Annotated in this window: 13 protein-coding genes; 8 read left to right on the top strand and 5 right to left on the bottom strand. The window is 49.0% G+C overall.

Annotated elements, in window-relative coordinates; genetic code table 11:
• Nucleotides 1–10: 10 nt before the first annotated feature.
• Nucleotides 11–2026 carry a T9SS type A sorting domain-containing protein gene (locus IC229_RS09290; protein ID WP_190886691.1) on the bottom strand — a complete coding sequence of 672 codons (2016 nt, stop codon included), beginning with the start codon at nucleotides 2024–2026 and terminating at the stop codon, nucleotides 11–13.
• A 249-nt stretch (nucleotides 2027–2275) separates the two neighbouring features.
• On the opposite strand from IC229_RS09290, the gene IC229_RS09285 reads away from it, so the two are divergent.
• The 5 genes from IC229_RS09285 to IC229_RS09265 all read left to right on the top strand — a co-directional run bounded on the left by IC229_RS09285 (nucleotide 2276) and on the right by IC229_RS09265 (nucleotide 9961).
• Nucleotides 2276–4393, top strand: coding sequence for a fibronectin type III domain-containing protein (locus IC229_RS09285; protein WP_190886690.1), 2118 nt, complete (start codon nucleotides 2276–2278; stop codon nucleotides 4391–4393).
• Between the two features lie 103 nt (nucleotides 4394–4496).
• Nucleotides 4497–6827: an O-antigen ligase family protein gene (locus IC229_RS09280; RefSeq protein ID WP_190886689.1), complete on the top strand. Its 2331-nt coding sequence runs from the start codon at nucleotides 4497–4499 to the stop codon at nucleotides 6825–6827.
• 104 nt (nucleotides 6828–6931) lie between these two features.
• Nucleotides 6932–7855 (top strand): aspartate carbamoyltransferase catalytic subunit, encoded by a 924-nt coding sequence (locus IC229_RS09275; RefSeq protein WP_190886688.1) that lies wholly within the window; start codon nucleotides 6932–6934, stop codon nucleotides 7853–7855.
• 137 nt (nucleotides 7856–7992) lie between these two features.
• Nucleotides 7993–9096: a vWA domain-containing protein gene (locus IC229_RS09270; protein WP_190886687.1), complete on the top strand. Its 1104-nt coding sequence runs from the start codon at nucleotides 7993–7995 to the stop codon at nucleotides 9094–9096.
• Nucleotides 9097–9256: 160 nt separating this feature from the next.
• Complete coding sequence (locus IC229_RS09265; RefSeq protein WP_190886686.1) at nucleotides 9257–9961, top strand: uracil-DNA glycosylase family protein; 705 nt, start codon at nucleotides 9257–9259, stop codon at nucleotides 9959–9961.
• Nucleotides 9962–10010: 49 nt separating this feature from the next.
• On the opposite strand, the gene IC229_RS09260 is transcribed toward IC229_RS09265, so the two are convergent.
• Together IC229_RS09260 and IC229_RS09255 are read right to left on the bottom strand one after the other, a co-directional pair.
• Entirely contained in the window at nucleotides 10011–10541 is a 531-nt protein-coding gene (locus tag IC229_RS09260; RefSeq protein ID WP_190886685.1) for a lipocalin family protein, read from the bottom strand.
• A gap of 265 nt (nucleotides 10542–10806) precedes the next feature.
• Nucleotides 10807–11325 carry a lipocalin family protein gene (locus tag IC229_RS09255; protein ID WP_190886684.1) on the bottom strand — a complete coding sequence of 173 codons (519 nt, stop codon included), beginning with the start codon at nucleotides 11323–11325 and terminating at the stop codon, nucleotides 10807–10809.
• Between the two features lie 279 nt (nucleotides 11326–11604).
• On the opposite strand from IC229_RS09255, the gene IC229_RS09250 reads away from it, so the two are divergent.
• The gene (locus tag IC229_RS09250; RefSeq protein ID WP_190886683.1) at nucleotides 11605–11931 is read left to right on the top strand and encodes a heavy metal-binding domain-containing protein; all 327 of its coding nucleotides are present in this window, start codon (nucleotides 11605–11607) and stop codon (nucleotides 11929–11931) included.
• 51 nt (nucleotides 11932–11982) lie between these two features.
• Here the strand turns inward: IC229_RS09250 and IC229_RS09245 are convergent, their stop codons facing one another.
• The gene (locus IC229_RS09245; RefSeq protein ID WP_190886682.1) at nucleotides 11983–13515 is read right to left on the bottom strand and encodes a P-loop NTPase family protein; all 1533 of its coding nucleotides are present in this window, start codon (nucleotides 13513–13515) and stop codon (nucleotides 11983–11985) included.
• 210 nt (nucleotides 13516–13725) lie between these two features.
• Between IC229_RS09245 and IC229_RS09240 the strand changes: the two genes are divergently transcribed.
• On the top strand, nucleotides 13726–15531 hold the full coding sequence (locus IC229_RS09240) for an IPT/TIG domain-containing protein (protein ID WP_190886681.1): 1806 nt from the start codon (nucleotides 13726–13728) through the stop codon (nucleotides 15529–15531).
• Here the strand turns inward: IC229_RS09240 and IC229_RS09235 are convergent.
• Nucleotides 15515–16468 (bottom strand): 2-hydroxyacid dehydrogenase, encoded by a 954-nt coding sequence (locus IC229_RS09235; RefSeq protein ID WP_190886861.1) that lies wholly within the window; start codon nucleotides 16466–16468, stop codon nucleotides 15515–15517. The genes IC229_RS09240 and IC229_RS09235 overlap by 17 nt on opposite strands.
• 143 nt (nucleotides 16469–16611) lie before the next feature.
• On the opposite strand from IC229_RS09235, the gene pdxA reads away from it, so the two are divergent.
• Nucleotides 16612–18093 (top strand): 4-hydroxythreonine-4-phosphate dehydrogenase PdxA, encoded by a 1482-nt coding sequence (pdxA, locus tag IC229_RS09230; protein WP_190886680.1) that lies wholly within the window; start codon nucleotides 16612–16614, stop codon nucleotides 18091–18093.
• Nucleotides 18094–18151: the final 58 nt, after the last annotated feature.

Below are 18151 nucleotides of genomic sequence, written 5' to 3'. Positions count from 1 at the left end.
GGCACAATCTCTATTTCTGCGCAACCAGCAAACGTTGTGTATGAACTCGATTTCGATACGTTAGCCGAACCAGGTAAATGCCATCTGGCAGCGATGTTGTAATCGGAACGGAAACTGCTACGTTGGCCGTGGCCGATACGTATTGCTCACTGATACGTCGGCCAGCAGCATCCAGTAACATAAGTGTCCACTGACCACTTTCGGGCAATTGCAGCGTCAGGTTTTTACCGTCGTTCGGATTCGGGTAAATTAGCGGGATGGCGATAGGTTCTTCGATTCCTGTGATAAACGCAGCCGGATTATAAACGCTGGTGCCATCGGGCAGATCAATCCGGATTCGATACCTACTGTTTGCGGTCGATGTTTTTGGGTACGAAAACGAATAAAGATGATACGGCTGCCCGTCGTTCGATGGAGCCAACGTACCAACTTCCACGAACGTATCACGTCCCTCCTGCCGTTCGATGACGAACTGACTCCCCGGCGGCTCCTGCGCTGATTGCCAGTGGATACGGACCGTAGTACCATCGGTTTCAGTCTGCACATCCCGAAGCGGATTTAACGGCTGTCTCGCGCCAACAACCCGAAACAGCGCCGATGGCGCACTGGGCAGCACCGGTGATTTGGCAACCACGCGCAGTTGGTATAAGCCGCTACGTAACGTATCGGGCAAACTGATACGTAGTGAATTACCTCCTGCGAGCAACGTAACGCCCAGTACGAACGTACCGTTTTGGTCCAACAACTGCACGTTCACATCAGGCTTATTTGAATAACCGAATTGCTCGTAAGGCACCAAAATTTCTTTGCCAACAGGGATATGACTCGGCAGCAAACCGATATGTAGAAACCGCTGGGGTTGAATGGGTTTCGCGGAATTATAAAACAGGTCGGTCATGCTCCGGTGCCACGACAAGCCAAATTCGGTAAGTCCCTGCTCACCGCCGGGAATATTTTCAAAATGCCCATGCGCCGGACGTGGTGTCTGAATTGTGTCGGTATCAGGACCAGGCCAGACGTTATTTCCCGGCGTTTGAATCAGGGCGTTCTGCGCTCCTATAATTGTCGTGCTCGAAATCGGTCCGGCCGGTGTGATAGAGCAACGGGCTACAACCCACGGCATATTCTGCCCGAAATCCTGCCGACTCTGATCGATCAAATCCTGAACCTGTCGTCGGTATTCGTTCAACGGCGTGTTGTAGGGCACCGCGTCCGACTCGCCATGATGCCACAACACCGCCCGAATGCCGAGCTGGCTGTGGTAATACTGAAGCGTATTCCGAAGATTCGCATAGGGTTGCAGAAAAGGCCACGACTTGCTGGTGAAAATATTGGTGGCTATTTGCCCGTGCGCCGTGCGACTCCAGTTGTCGGCAACCGTACCCGGAAAACCGACGTTAAAAAAAGCGACAGGCACGCCATATTTGTCAGCAATAGCATCACCCAGATCGCCCCAGCACCAGGCCGACTCGCCCATCGGGAAAACCTGGTTGGTGGCACGTAGCGGTGAGAGAACGGGTGGTGCAAACGGTTTATCAGCCGAAACCATTACGTTATCGGTGTTCAGGAACGTATTGGTTGCGTTGATCGACAAAACGCGCTCGCTCCCTCCTTTCGACCCCAAATCGGGCAGCCCCATCGCATTCGACTGGCCAGCTACCAGAAATACTTCGCCGATACCTACGCGCTCCACCGCCGACTGCGCCATAACCTGTTGCTGACGCGTACCACGCACTTCGAGCCGATACAAACCTCCCGAGGCACGTAGCGTTCCCTGAAACACACCATTTTTTGGGGACGTAGCAACGGTCTGCCAATCGGTTGCCGAACCAGTGTTGGTTGAAAATGGCACTAGTCGAGCTTCAATTCGGTCGATGGGTAACCCACATGTACCGGCAATAAAAAGAGAGGCTTTGTTATCGGTGCCGCGTTGAATAACGAGTCGGGTAGTTGGGTACGTGATGTCTAACTGGGCCCGAACCGAAAACGGTAACAGGCAGCTAGTTAGTAGCAGTAGATACTTCACTAAAAACCAAGTATGAGTAATGTTGGATAAAAAAGAACCTCAAAAATAAGCAAATTAAACGTAACAGTTTCAAGAAGACAGCTTTCCATCTGGTAAGTGAACCCCAAAGCTCCAACAACGCATTGACAACCAACAATACAGTTACATAAATACAATTATACTACCGAAAAGTAAATTCAATTATTTTTTAACGTACCTACACTATCCTAATCGTACTTTCGTTATGCGCATCTAACTGCACCAACGCTTATGCCTCATCTCTACTCCTCCCGGGCCATAGGAGCCCTGTTTCTTTTCGTTTGTACATTACTGGTAAGCCCTTTATTGGCTGAAACACCAGATAAACCTGTTTCACTGAATAAAGCGTCGACATTATTTGCCTGTGGAACGCCAGTAAGCCCCTTCACCAATTCGATAGCCCCTGCCAATGCCCGGCTAAACTGGACAAATGCACCAGGAAACTCCAGTCCTACCATTTACGAAGTACAATACCGGGCAGTAGATAATAACGTTTGTACGGGTAACACAACCGTATCGGCTAACCCATGGGTTAGCTGGCCTACCAGTACGACGAGCACAACAAATCTTCTGCTGACAGGATTAACATCGAATACGTGTTATCAATGGCGCGTACGTGCTTCCTGCACAGATCTAACCTTTAGTGACTATACGACTCCCGTCGCTTTTAAAACGCTCGAATGCTCAACGCCAACGAATCCGAACGTAATTTCCGCCTTCTCAAATTCGGCAAACTTGCAATGGTTCACCCCCGCGCTGGGAGGTCGGTATGAAGTACAGTATCGGCAGCAAAATACAATACCCTGGAATACAATCAGCGATATATCCGGCACACCCAGTGCATTCAATCAGGCACAGATAAGTTATATATTACGTGGTTTGACGCCGAGCACCGCTTATCAGTTTCAGGTACGTGTAATATGCTCGGCCACTAGTAGTTCAACATTCACATCTCCGGTAAATTTTACAACAACGAGCTGTGCAGCACCAACCAGTGGGTCTTCCTTCGGCGCTACAGCTACATCTGTTACATTATCATGGTCACCATCACCCACAGGCTCCTTAGGTTTTAATCTACGCTATCGGACAGCGGCAGGACCGGGTGCTTATACAACGGTGAGCGGTATATCCAGTGCTCCGTATGCCTTGACGGGCTTGACACCTTCTACAGCCTACGAATTTCAGGTAGAGTCCATCTGTTCAACGACAAGCACCAGCGGGTTTGGCAATACGTTCAACTTTTCTACTCCCGGCTGCAACACTCCATCGCTATCATCGGCGGTAGTAACGCCAACCACGGCACGGCTGGCCTGGACGCCTACTGCCACTTCCTATACGGTGGAATATAGGGCCATGGCCGCAGGTCAGTGTTTCTCCAACACCACCAGCCCGGCCAACCCCTGGACTACCGCAGCTAGCGGCCTGACAGCAAACAATACGGTTCTCCCGGGCCTGACCGAAGGTACGTGTTATCAATGGCGTGTAATTGCCACCTGTGCCTCTAGTTTTACGTCATCCACGGGCTATTTCACGACTGCCTGTGGCCAGTCTCCCGGTGGATTGAGTACCAACCCAATTGCGGGAACCTCGGCTCAACTCAACTGGAATAACCTGGGTAGTGGTGTTCAGTATGAAGTGCAATGGCGCGCTAATCTTAGTAACGCCATAACCGGCGACGGCGGTTGTATGAATAATACGACAAGTACGGAAAACCCCTGGACCACCATATCGAATATTTCCACGAATAACGTCACTCTTACCGGTCTGAATATCAGTACGTGTTATCAATGGAAAGTAAAGGTATTATGTACTGGCAGTAACTTTAGCGATCCAGTCGTATTCCGCACAACAGACTGTATTCCTGTAGCTATTGCCCAGCAACCCGCTACGTCAGCTACTGTTGTAGCGGGCAGCACGGCAACAGCTTCGGTTTCGGCTACCGGGTCGTCGTTAACGTATCAATGGTATAAGGATGGAACCGCACCGGGCAATATCGTAGCCGGGCAGACGTCAGCCACGCTCACGCTCTCAAACGTACAATTCAGTCAGGCCGGAACGTACTACGTTCAGGTTTCCAATGGGTGTAGCAGTACAATATCAACTGGATTTACCTTGGTTGTGACAACGAGTGCTGGTTGTGTGGGAGGTTTCTTTACCGTTCAGAATGGTGCCTGGAATACCCCTGCAACCTGGTCGTGTGGTTCGGTTCCGACTTCTGCCGATGCAGTAGAGATCCGTCACATAGTTAACGTACCTGAAAGTTACACAGGTCTTAGTCAGAAAATTACGTACACGAATGGAGGCAAAATAGTAATTGCCAATACCGGCAAAGTACGAGTCGGACCGTAGCAGATTAATTATCGTTCAAAATACCCGGCTCTTGTTCCGCAAAGCCGGGTATTTTTTTGCTGCTCCAGGCGGCTTATCTTTGACAAGATCCTAAGTACACCTTATGGCTAAACCATCTGCGACATCCTCTCGGGAGAAAAAAGGCTCCTCCATCCCAGGTCCGTCAACCCGAACGAAGACAGCGCCAGAAGGGCCAGGTAACCCTCCGAAGTCGCCAAGCCACAATCGGCTTCAGTATGGTTTATTCCTGCTGTCGTTACTGACACCCGCTCTGTTCAGCAGCAACGTCTTTTTTGGGTACACTTCCGTACGGGTACTATATTTCGAGGGAATCGTTACGATTATGGCCTTACTGGCCGTTTGGCAGGAGTCAGTATGGCGGCAAAAACCATCGCTGCTACAATGGAGTATACTGGCTTTTTTAGGCATTACAGCCATCGCCAATCTGCTGGGAGTTGATGCACAGAACAGTTTCTGGTCGAGCTTTGCCCGTATGGAAGGATTTGTTACGTATATCTACCTGGGCCTTTACTTTTTACTAATTACCCGATTCCAGTTTTCAGCCCGTCAGTGGACCGTTGCACTAGCCGTATCGGTAAGCATTGCCCTACTCCTTACCATCTTCGTATTAAGCACTAAAGCGGGCCGACATACCAGTGACGAACGATTGATGGGCACGTTTGGCAACCCTACGTTTATGGCCATCTATCTGCTTCAACAACTGGGCATCCTGAGTCTTGTGGCATTACGTATCGAATGGAAATCTCGGCGGGTACGTAACGTAACAAAGCTGTCCGGCTTAGGCGTTGCGGCCATTGTGCTACTTGGCGGCATGGTTATGACCGGTTCGCGTTCTTCATTTATTGGCCTGGCTGCAGGTATAGTTATCCTGAGCGTATTACTGGCAATACGTAACGCCCGTACACAGCCTAAGCGTGTTTTGCTTTATGCAGCAATTGCGGTCGGACTGGCCGGTATTGTCTGGTTCATTAGTCAAACCGATACAGTACAGCATCAGCCGATCATTTACCGGCTCACGCACCTGTCTGGCTCCACAGACACCTGGCAACCTCGAAAAATAAGCAATCAGATTGCGCTGAATGCCTTCGTCGAGCGACCATTATTGGGCTGGGGACAAGATAATTACAACTATGGCTTTGCCAGTTACTACGTATCAAGTTTAGCCCCGGAAGGCAGCGACTGGTACGACCGGGTACATAACGTACCGCTCGAGTGGGCTTTCTCGGGAGGAGTGCTGGGCTTTCTGGCGTATCTGGCTATATGGGCGGGGGGTTTATTCCAACTCATCCGATCAAGCCTGCCAGCCATGCAGCGGTACGTTTTGATAGCCGTCCTCACAGCTTATTTTATTTTTAATCTGTTCAACCCCGATAGCATATTGGCGCTACAGGGGTTCTTTCTGTTGCTGGCTTTCATTGATACGTCTTTCACGAAAGATGGCCTTCAATCAGTCACGCCACAACTGGCAACAAATCGTCCGGCCTGGCTTTTGCCGGTCCGGGGTGTTGCCATAGCCGGGCTGGTGATACTGGCTTATTTCGCGATTATAACTCCCGCCAAAACACTACGTCAGCTAAATCAATTCAACCGACAAAGCTCTCTTTTTGAGCGCGTTACGTTGCTGGAACAAACGTATCGAGCCGCCACCGTAGGCAAAATCGACGTAGCAGACCAATTGGTAACGCTAGCTTTGTCGTCGCTCAATGATGCCAACGTATCGGCGGTTGATAAACAAGGCTGTTATGACAGAGCCGTGAACATCTGGGGGGAAGTTTGCCAGCAGCATCCGCAATCGAGCCGTTACAAAGCTCGTCTGGCTTCGCTTTACATAGCACACGACGATTATGCCAGAGCATTCCCGCTTTATGAGGAAGCCGTAGCGATTGAAAAAGGTAAACGACCGGCCCTGTTTGTTCAGATTGGAAGCGCTCATCTCCAGCAAGGTAATGTAGCGGCTGCCATGACCGACTTTAAACAGGCGTATCAGCTTGAGCCGCGCTGGGAAACTCCGCTGGTTTATGAAGCCATGGCTTACGTAGTCGATCACAAACCCGCTCAGGCCGATTCGTTACTTTATAAAGTGAGCGACGCCGGACTGGTCGCCAATATTGCTTTGGTGAAACAGGCTTATTACATGATGCGCAATCCAGCCGGCCTGATGAATCGATTAAGGCGTGTAAAGTTCAGACACCAGTTTTTGCCGGAAATTTACGTTGACTGGACCACCGCTGCCTTTGATGCGCACGATGCCGATGGACTTCTGACCGCCCTAAACGCTTTTTCCTGGCATCACGGTATCGTTTACGATTATAGCATCCTCAAACAGATTTACACCGATGCGATGGAACGGAACGTATCACCGACTGAACGAATGCGCGAGTTAGTCGCTGGTCTGGCTAAAAACAGATTTTGATGAAGAAAGACGGCCATCAGAAGATTCAACGTTAATCCGAATAATTCGCGTCGTCTGCGTATCATAATGGCCTATCTTTGCCCGATTTTAGTTACACTGCTTTTATGGCCCAATCCCTCAGCGTCCGCCATCTGGTGGGTATCAAAGACCTGACCGAATCTGATATTCAGCTTATTCTGGAAACGGCTGGTCAATTCAAGGAAGTCATCAATCGGCCTATTAAAAAAGTACCCTCCCTGCGCGACGTAACGATTGCCAATGTTTTTTTCGAAAATTCGACCCGCACCCGCTTATCATTCGAGCTAGCCGAGAAACGATTGTCGGCCGACGTAGTGAATTTTTCGGCATCGGGCAGTTCAGTGAAAAAAGGGGAAACCCTGCTTGATACAGTCAACAACATTCTGGCCATGAAGGTCGATATGGTCGTGATGCGCCACAGTAGTCCCGGCGCTCCGCATTATTTGACCAAACACATCAAAGCCAACGTAGTAAATGCGGGGGATGGCACCCACGAACATCCTACCCAGGCGCTGCTTGACTCGTTTTCGATACGTGAAAAACTCGGCGACGTAGCAGGCAAACGTGTCGCCATTATCGGCGACATTACGCACTCAAGGGTGGCTCTTTCCAATATTTTCTGCCTACAGAAACAAGGCGCCGAAGTCATGGTTTGCGGCCCCAAAACCCTGATTCCGAAACACATTGAATCACTGGGCGTGAAAGTTGGTCACGACGTAAAGGCTGCGCTGGCCTGGTGCGACGTAGCAAACGTGCTACGTATCCAGCTAGAACGTCAGCAGATTAAATATTTCCCCTCGCTACGTGAATATTCGCTGTATTTCGGCATCTCGAAACAGATGCTCGACGACCTTGACCGGCCCATTGTGTTGATGCATCCCGGTCCCATTAACCGTGGCGTTGAGCTAACCTCCGATGCCGCCGACTCTCCCCACAGCATCATTCTGGATCAGGTCGAAAACGGCGTAGCGGTACGTATGGCGGTGCTGTATCTGCTGGCGCAGTTATAGGCGAAATCAGGGGATTTTGGTTATATTTGATAAATAACGTAGCATCCAGTGGCTCTACGCTGTGTGGGCTTTTCCAGGCGAACAAAACCCTGAATCAAGCTGTTCTTTCAATAGCTGACTACTAACGACTTTTACTGATGAAAGGCTTCCAGTTTTCCGAATTTATACCCCCCGAGCAGAAAGAAGGCAGTAATTTCAACAAACTGCTCAATATTTTCCAGCAATTGCTGCTGCTTACTGCCGGCGATGTGGAACAGGCCATGTCGTGGATGAGCCAGCTTGACCGCCAATACGGTCTCACCGATGATAAATACGGCATCGGCAACTTCTTCGACGACCTGAAAGAGAAAGGCTACCTGACCGAAGAAAATCAGGAAGGACGTATCGTGATGACGCCCAAAAGCGAACAAACCATCCGACGAGCCGCCCTTGAAGAAATTTTTGGCAAACTAAAACGCTCCAAGTCGGGTGGCAACCACAACACGCCGTATACAGGAACAGGCGACGAACTCAGCAGCGATTTACGTAGCTACCAGTTCGGTGATACGTTGGAGCAAATTTCTATGACCGAATCCATCAAAAACGCCCAGATCAATAGCGGAGTTGATGAATTTAGGTTGATGGAGCGTGATCTGGAAGTAACTGAAAAAGAGCAGAAAACGCAGACATCAACGGTGCTCATGATCGACATTAGCCACTCGATGATTCTGTACGGCGAAGATCGCATTACGCCCGCCAAAAAAGTGGCGCTGGCGCTGGTTGAACTGGTGAAGTTAAAATACCCCAAAGACACACTCGATATTGTTGTGTTCGGCAACGATGCCTGGCAGATTCAGGCTAAAGAACTGCCGTATCTGGAGGTAGGGCCGTATCATACCAATACGGTGGCGGGCCTGGAACTGGCGATGGATTTGCTACGTCGGCGGAAAAACAAGAACAAGCAGATTTTCATGATTACGGACGGGAAACCGACTTGTTTGAAAGAGGGGATTAAATACTATAAAAATTCATTTGGGCTTGACCGCAAAGTCGTGAGCAAAACCCTGACGTTGGCCGCACAGTGTCGTCGGCTCGATATTCCGATTACTACGTTCATGATTGCCTCCGATCCGTATCTGAAGCAGTTCGTGCAGGAATTTACGAAGGTGAATAACGGACGGGCGTACTACAGTGGTTTGCAGGGACTTGGCAATATGATGTTCGAAGATTTCCAGCGCAACCGACGGAAGAATATTAAGTAAATCTGATGCTACGTTCGGCTGCTGATGTCACTGAGACTAAATACAAAAGAATGTCTTTGTCATGCTGACGAAGAAAGCATCTTAAACTTTCCTTACTGACTAGTTTGGACGCTTTAAGATGCATCCTTCGTGAGCATGACAAAAAAACCCAACGCTACGTTTGTCTACTTCCCCCACTGAACCGGCCACTTTTGCGGATAAAGCCATTCGATATTATAATTCACTAGTTTCGCCAACCAATTTGCCAGTTGGTGTTGAGGTCATGAATTCGTTTCAGGCTCCAGACGTTCAGCGCATTGTCGGCGAGTTTTACACAAAATTTTTCAACGACACCGATCCCCGCGTTTTCCTATTGGGCATCAATCCCGGCCGATTTGGCGCTGGTGTAACTGGTATTTCGTTTACAACGCCCCAGAACCTGCGTCGCTACTGTGGCATCGACAATACGTTGCGCGATACGCCCGAACTGTCGAGTCGGTTTATTTATCAGGTTGTTGACGCATTTGGCGGAGCAGAGGCATTTTACGAACGCTTTTTCTTGACGTCACTTTTTCCGCTGGCCCTGACGAAAGACGGGAAAAACTACAATTTCTACGACGACCGGGCTACCACTAATGCGCTCTGGCCCGCCATTACCGAAGCCGTCCGAACGCAGCTTTCTTTTGGTGCCAACCGACACGTAGCGGTATGTCTGGGCCGTAAAAATGAAACGTACCTACGCCGACTCAACGATCAGCAGGGTTTCTTTGAACGTATCGTTACGTTGGACCATCCGCGCTATATTCTTCAATACAAAGCCAAAGACGTACCGCTGTATCTGGAAAAGTACATTGCTACGTTGCAGGACTGCCTGGATGAAGTATAAAAAAAGCCGCTCCATTTGCTGGAACGGCTTCGTTTGAGATGATCAATGCTTACACCTTGGTTAGCTCGAGCGTATACGTATACGTCTCTTTTTTACCATCGCCGTCTAGGTCGTCCACTTCCTGCGTTGACATTTTCAACGTACTGCCGCTTACAGCTGCGTCATACGTTGTTACCTCCGTTCCGCTGGTAATCGTCAGTTTATTGCCATCCAGCTTCCAGTTTGAGTTATCGTCAACCGGATTCACGTCTGAATTGGCTGTTGAACATTTAGTACCCGGCTTTCCGGTGATTTTGCCGTTGCTGTTAAACGTAATAATCGTAGTCGTTAAACATTCAACCGCGTCAGCACCGTTCGGTACTTGTTTTAAAATCATAAGTAAATCATTAGTTTTCTGGCCTGTTCCGGTATAGTCAATACCGGGATCGACTTTATAACCTGAAATTTTCCAGTTTCCTTCTACTGCCGATTTCGACGGGGTTACGGCATCGTCACTTCCCTTTTTACAGCTTCCAAACCACAGGGGTAATGCGACGATAGATACCCAGGCCCACAGACGAACTACATTCACTTTTTTCATTGTATCGATTGCTTTTCAGTTAAATAAAATTTGAATTCTCCTGCAAAGCTTATACTTTCCAAAAAGTGTACCATCATCCGACTTATTAAACGGTCAGGCACTTGCTGAACGGTTTACAGTGCCCATAACCAGTAAAGAATGCTTTTCAGGTACGTTGGCTGATATTTCCATCCTGCTTAAAAGCAATCGGTTCGCGGTAAGGGGGTTAGCTTATGTTCAAGCTAACCCCCTTACCGCGAACCGATTAGATGGCCGAAACCGGGTACTACTGTTTTTTCAATTCCATCGTGTACGTATACACAGTGGCGCTTGGCGTAGGGTAATTTAACGCTCCCTGCCACTGAAGTTTCATGAGTCCGCCCGTGTTGGATACTACGGTATATTCGGTCTTGGTATTATCGCTTTTTGTAATCGTCAACTTGTTGTTAGCAAAAGCCCATTTGCTGGAGGCATCTACGCCCGTAAACATACTGACCGCCACAGGCAGGTTTTGGCAAGACGTTGGATTATCGGTAGTAGCATCGCCGTTGCTTTTGAACGTAATGGTTATGTCGGTAAGGCAAGTCGTGTTGTTGAATAACAATTTCGAGGCAGCCAGCAAATCGTCATATAGACCAGCAGCTTTCGGGTCTACTTTGAGTGAAGTGACTTTATAACTTCCTTCAACAGAATTACTTGGTGTGGGGGTGGGTGTGGTTTCTTCTTTCTTACAGGCATTGAACCAGACAGGAATCGTAACAAGTAATACGTAGGCAAATAGTCGAGAGAAATTGGAGTTTTTCATGCTTTTTTGATGGTGAAAATGGGAGAATCGGGTTTTGGAACTAAAAATGGCACATAAAACGCAAAGTAACGTCATGTACACACAATAGATTTTTAGTAGACATTAATAAATTTGACATGTGCGAACAAACTTCAGCCGATGGCATACATTATCTTCCTGATTGAGAACGTAAAAAATCTCCGGTAGTTGTACAGGTTTTCTACCACTTATCCCAATAACACGTTCAGAACAGCATAACTTTATAACTTTACGACTTCTATAACCGATTAAACCTTCTGCATGCTCATTACTACTACTCCCAATATTGAAGGCAAGCCTATTACCAAATACATTGGCCTTGTCAACGGAGAAGCCATTATTGGTGCCAACTTCGTAAAAGATTTTCTGGCCGGTATCCGCGATGTTGTGGGCGGTCGATCGGGGGCCTACGAACAGGGGCTGCGCGAAGCCAAAAGCATCGCTATCAAAGAAATGATCGACCAGGCAACCCGGCTGGGCGCCAATGCCATTATTGGTGTTGATCTGGATTACCAAACGATTGGCGGTAATGGCTCGATGCTGATGGTAAGCGCCAACGGTACTGCTGTGATAGCTGGCGATATGTAGTTGTCGGGCATGGTTAGGTAATTAGCACACCTGACCACACCCGACTATTTCCTAAAATCGTTCGTCGTCGTCATCGTCCTCTTCCTCGCCAAAATGCGAGTCGGGATTGAACATCGACCCGAGCAGGTCTTTGAACGACTGGCCGGTATCCATTGCTTTTTTACCCACCAGCGAATGCTCAGCCAGGCCATGAAGGGCAAATTCCATCATGAACAGCTTTTCGGACTTGCTTAGACGTGAATGAAACTGGTCAACCAAATCGTCTAGACCATCGATGGTACGTAGCCGGGCTTCGTAGTCGCGATTGCTCAGGTTGTTCAGGATGTCCATCGTGTTGCCATCGCCAAACCAGTCGGTGATTTTTTTGTAGGGATTGCCGCGTTTGTCTTTTTTGGCTTTTTCCGGATTTGGGAAATAGTTTAAAAACTGATTACGGACGGCTTTCCCAATCAAATTCTGCGCGACAATCACCGGCCCTTCTACTTCGCCTTCGTAAACTAGTTCGACTTTCCCGCAGATGGCCGGTACCACACCGTACAAATCGGCGATCCGCACGTAGGTTTCTTTTTCGGCGTTGAAAAGCGCCCGCCGTTCCGCCGAAGAAAGCAGGTTTTCGTAAGCCGAGATGGTCATACGAGCCGAAACCCCACTTTTCGAATCAACGTATTCACTTTCACGGGCTTCCAACGCAACCTGTTCGATCAGATCAGCCACCAGATCGTTGGTTTTGACCATGCCTTTCTGCTCGGTTTTTACGATGGCTTCCTGCATCGTAATCTTCTTACCGATTTCGATGGATTTCGGATAGTGCGTCACAATTTGTGAATCGATCCGGTCTTTCAGGGGCGTCACGATGCTGCCCCGGTTCGTATAATCTTCGGGATTAGCCGTGAACACAAACTGAATATCGAGTGGCAAACGAAGCTTGAAGCCCCGAATCTGAATATCGCCTTCCTGCAAAATATTGAACAGCGACACCTGAATACGAGCCTGTAAATCAGGCAATTCGTTAATCACAAAAATACACCGGTGCGAACGCGGAATCAGGCCGAAATGGATGGTACGTTCGTCGGAATAAGGCAGTTTTAACGTAGCAGCCTTAATAGGGTCTACGTCGCCAATCAAATCGGCGACCGATACGTCGGGCGTAGCGAGTTTCTCAGTATAGCGGTCGTTCCGGTGTAGCCAGGAAATAGGTGTTGAGTCACCATGTTCAGCAATTAGGTCCTGGGCGAAACGTGACAGGGGCTGAAGTGGGTCATCGTTCAGCTCGGAGCCTTCCACAACCGGAATATATTCGTCTAACAGGTTCACCATCAGACGGGCGATACGCGTTTTGGCCTGCCCCCGCAGACCCAGCAAATTGATGTGGTGCATCGACAGAATAGCGCGCTCCACATCCGGAATTACGGTGTCTTCGTAACCCCAGATACCCGGAAAAACGACTTCTTTTTCTTTGATCCGCTCAATCAGATTTTCGCGAAGTTCCTGCTTAATTGATCGGGACTGGTAACCGGCGGCTTTCAGGTCGCCCAACGTTGTAATCGAAAGTAATTTTGATGGTTTCAGGCTGCGGTAGTTCATCTGTATTTTTAATGATAAATGATGAATGATGAATGATGAATGATGAGTAATAAATGATTTTGCGTCAGCCGCATTCATCATTCATCATTCATCATTTATCATTTACCATTCATCATTAACGTAACAGGCTTTCGAAAGAAATGGTTTTTCGACCGCTAAATTGACTAATTTTGTTCCCTATAAGCGTCGAAGGGATCGATTGCAGCCGTTATGAAGACGATTATATCATTTTTCTTCCTCTTAGTTGTATTTCTTGGCGTACTGAGTTGTCGTGTTCGGAATAATCCACCTGAATTAGTCAGTCTGTCAAAATCCAATGAGCTTGTGGGTCAAACCATTGTGCTTACGGGTTACCAGTTTGGTTCAGAACCAGTCGTTACGTTCGGTGTGACTACATCGGCCGTAACGGCGGCTATTCTTAGTCACGACGAGAACACAATTCAGGTACAGGTTCCGCTTATACCACCTGGTAGAACGGTAGTTCAGGTACGTACTTCTGAAGGTACCTCTGATCCGCTTCCGTTTATAGTTCGACAACCTCCGCCGTCTAACGTTGTCATTAACCCTATCAACGGCCTTCCCGGTACGCAGGTCACTATTACTGGCAATTACCTCAATCAGCTTTCCCGCATTAGATTTGACGAGATCGACGCCGTTATTAAAGATAGCTCTGCTACAAAAATCACGGTAGTTGTTCCGTCTACCGTACCGCGCGGCTCCCGGTCTTTTGTCGTTGAGACAAATGGCGGGCAATATCAATTCACTACTACGTTTATTGTGGCCGGTACTCCGCAGATTACCAGCCTCTCGACCAAGAAAATCAAGCCGGGGACAGAACTGGTTATTCAGGGCGTAAACCTCACTGATGGCGTGGTACGTATCAATGGATTGAATACGGAAAAAAGCCAGACGACCGTAAAGGACACAGAAATACGTACCATTGTTCCCCCAGTTGCGACGTCAGGGAAAGTGACTGTAACGGTATTTGAGAAGTTAGTAGCTACCAGCACTGATAGTCTGCTTATTATTCAGCCGCCCTATGTGGGGAACCTCAGTGCTAAAGATGGTATCGCCGGTGACAAACTGATTCTGACGGGTTTCAACCTGACCGACGTAACAGCCGTTACGTTCAATAACACGGCCGTTACGTTCCGGGTGTTGAGCAATACGCAAATTGAAACTACGGTTCCTGCTTTTGCGGCTCCCACCCAGGTAACCATATCGGTGAGCGGTATCGGTGGTTCTGCTGCAGCTACCGAGTCGTTTTTTTACTACGTAGCACCATCCAACCTGACATTTAGTCCGGCGCGGCAAGTGCGGAGTCGGGCTGTTACCATTACCGGGCAGAATCTTCACCGGGTCACCGACGTTCGTATTAACGGGATTTCAGTACCGATCTCGATACGTACCGAAGGCAGCAGCCTTACCGTCGACGTACCGACAACGGGCACAAGTGGCCCTATCACGGTTACGAACAAGGCAGGAACAGCTACAACAAGTACCTCACTCGTGGTTGTTCAGGCACCTGTTGTAACAGACATCCTTCCAGCCAAAGCTCGTCCAGGCGACCGGGTTGTGCTACGTGGCGACTTTTTGCTGAACGCTCAGATTTTCTTTTTTGGATCGATTACCGAGGTCGCCGATGGTGGTAAAAATACCGATGTAGAGCGGTATATCATTGTGCCGAGCACAGGCCAAACGGGCAGGTTTCGAATTGTGAATGCAGCCGGTGAAATCTTTACAGAAACCATCTTCACGGTGCTACGTCCAATCACCAACCTTGATATCAGTCCTCAGACAGGAAAAGTGGGCGATGACATTATCATCAAGGGCGACAACCTGGCGTCGGTTAAGGAAATTCGGTTCGGGAACGGTACGTCGGCTCCCGCTGCCATGATTGGCGTTGACAATACGTATAAAGTTACCGTTCCTGCGGGGGCCGTCACCGGACCGATTTGCGTCATTAACGAAGCCGGGACGACCTGCTCCACAATCAATTTTACCGTAACGAAGTAAAAATCGACTGAATCTGTCGAATCAGCACTTCGTTGATACGAACGTAGCTTTCGTGCGTCCAGCCTGCTACGTGGGGTGTTAATACAACCCGGTCAGACTGGCGCAGATAATCGAAAGAAGTTTGCTGGTCGGAGGTTAGTTTGGCAAGTTTTTCGTTTTCCAGTACGTCGAGACAGGCTCCTCGCACCTTTCCGCTTTGCAATCCACGTACCAGAGCCGCTAACGATGTGATTTCCCCCCGGGCAATGTTTATCAGGTAAAACGGCTTTGCTACGTCTGTTATGAACGTATCATCGATCATCCGGCGCGTTTCGTCGGTGAGCGGAATATGCAGGCTTACTACGTCAGCTTCCGACTTAATTTGTTCCATCGTAGCCTCCTGCGCGAACGTATCACCATAATTCGTTAGAAATTTATCGTAAGCCAGTACGCGGCATCCGAAACCACTGAGCCGTTGAGCCGTTGCCCGACCATTGTTGCCGTACCCGATCAGTCCTACTGTCAGACTACCCAATTCGTACCCACGATTGCCTTCGCGATCCCAGACGCCCTGGCGCACTTCGCGATCTGCTTTCAGGATGTTAGCCAGTAACGCCAGCAACATGCCTACCGTATGTTCGGCCACGGCGTCGCGATTGCCTTCACCCGCGTGAAAGACGTGAATGTTACGTTGTTCGGCAGCATCGAGGTCAATTAAATCCAGTCCAGCCCCTGCTCTCCCGATAAATTGTAGGTTAGGTGCGTGACTCAGCATCTCTTCATCGACCGTGGTTTTACTCCGAATAATAAGTCCCGTATAAGGTGCCAGGGCTTCCAGAAGTTCGCTACGGTTTATTCTTGGCCGATAATCATACGAAAAGCCAGCTTCGGTAAGCATGGGGAAAAGCGACGGGTGCATCTCGTCGGCAATGAGAATAGACGGTTGATTCTGAAACATCGAAGGGGTTTTTGTAACTTGCAGCATTATCAAATAAATAATTTATAATGAATAGTGAAAAATGAGGGTTGTTTGTCCCAATGCATTACTCATTATTCAGTATATATTATTCCTTATTATCCTGGCGAAACTACGAAAAGTGCATGGAACCACGCCAACCCGACGAATCGAACCAAACACATAACACGCCTTCGGATGGAGCCAAACCGGCTATACAACCGGAAGACAACTTAGCTAATGGCGACCAGCCGTCTGCCGCAAATGGATCAGCGGAAAATCATCAGCCACAACAACAGCGCGACAATCGACACCAACAGGGCAGGAATGGCCGTGGTGACCGCAACGAACCGCGAAATAACAACAATCAGGCGGGTGACAACAATGGCGACCGCAATCAGCGTCAGGGCCAAAAGCCTCAGCAGCAGCGCGATCCAAACCAAAATCAACGCCAACACGAAGCCCGTCAGCGGGAAGCCGGCCAGCAAGACAGAAATACTAACAACAATCGTCAGCCAGCCCGCGAGCCAATGAGTGCGCCTGCGGAATCGCGGGATTTTGGTAATCAACAATCAGCCACTCATGAGCCCGTTGGTCGTGAAGATCGGCTGGTTATCGGCATTTCGCTGGGCGACTACAATGGCATTGGACCCGAAGTGATTCTGAAAGCGCTGCAGTACAACCGATTGCAAAAAATCTGTACGCCAGTCATTTACGGTTCCATGCGTATTTTGAACCGTTATCGAAACCTGTTGAACCTAAAAGACTGGAATCTCAACGGCGCACAGACGGTAGGGCAAATCAGTCATAAACTGACGAATGTTATTACGTGCTGGCCCGACCAGAATCAGGATATTCAGCCGGGACACGTAACACCCGAAGCGGGTCAGGCCGCTTTTGCCTGTCTTCAACGAGCCGTCGATGATATGAAAGACGGGAAACTTGACGCGCTGGTTACGGCTCCTATCAACAAATACAACATTCAGTCGGAGGAGTTCAAATTTCCGGGACATACCGAATACCTGGCTCAGGAATTTGGTGTTGCTGATAATCTGATGTTTATGGTAAGTGAAAAGCTTCGGGTGGGCGTAGTAACGGGCCATATTCCGCTGGGGCGTGTCCGTCAGAACGTAACGCGCGACAAAATTGTGCAGAAACTCACGCTGATGATGCAGTCACTACGTCAGGATTTTGGTATCGAAAAACCCAAAATTGCGGTCCTTGGCCTAAATCCACACGCTGGCGAAGAAGGGCTAATTGGCAATGAAGAACAGGACATTATCAAACCGTTGCTGAACGAGTGGCGTAATAAAGGCCAGCTGGTATTTGGTCCCTACCCTGCCGACGGCTTTTTCGGTACGCGGGCCTATGCGAAATTCGACGCGGTGTTGGCCATGTATCACGATCAGGGCCTGATTCCTTTTAAATCAATCGCTTTCGAGGAAGGGGTCAATTTTACCGCTGGTATGCCTGCCGTTCGTACCTCACCCGACCACGGTACGGCTTACGACATCGCCGGCAAAGGTATCGCTGACGAAACATCATTTTTACAAGCTATTTACACCGCCATCGACGTAGCGCGTCACCGGAAGGAGTTTCTGGAACTCGAAGCGGGAGCGTTGAAATAAGTAGTAGACCGGGCCGCCGGAGCGGTTGTAAGGTTATAAAGTTTTGGAGCAACCAGCC

Origin of the sequence: Spirosoma profusum (assembly GCF_014699005.1) — a bacterium.
Lineage (GTDB): Bacteria > Bacteroidota > Bacteroidia > Cytophagales > Spirosomataceae > Spirosoma > Spirosoma profusum.
The sequence above is the reverse complement of the archived record's forward strand: the minus strand, read 5'-3'. Positions and strand labels throughout refer to the sequence as shown.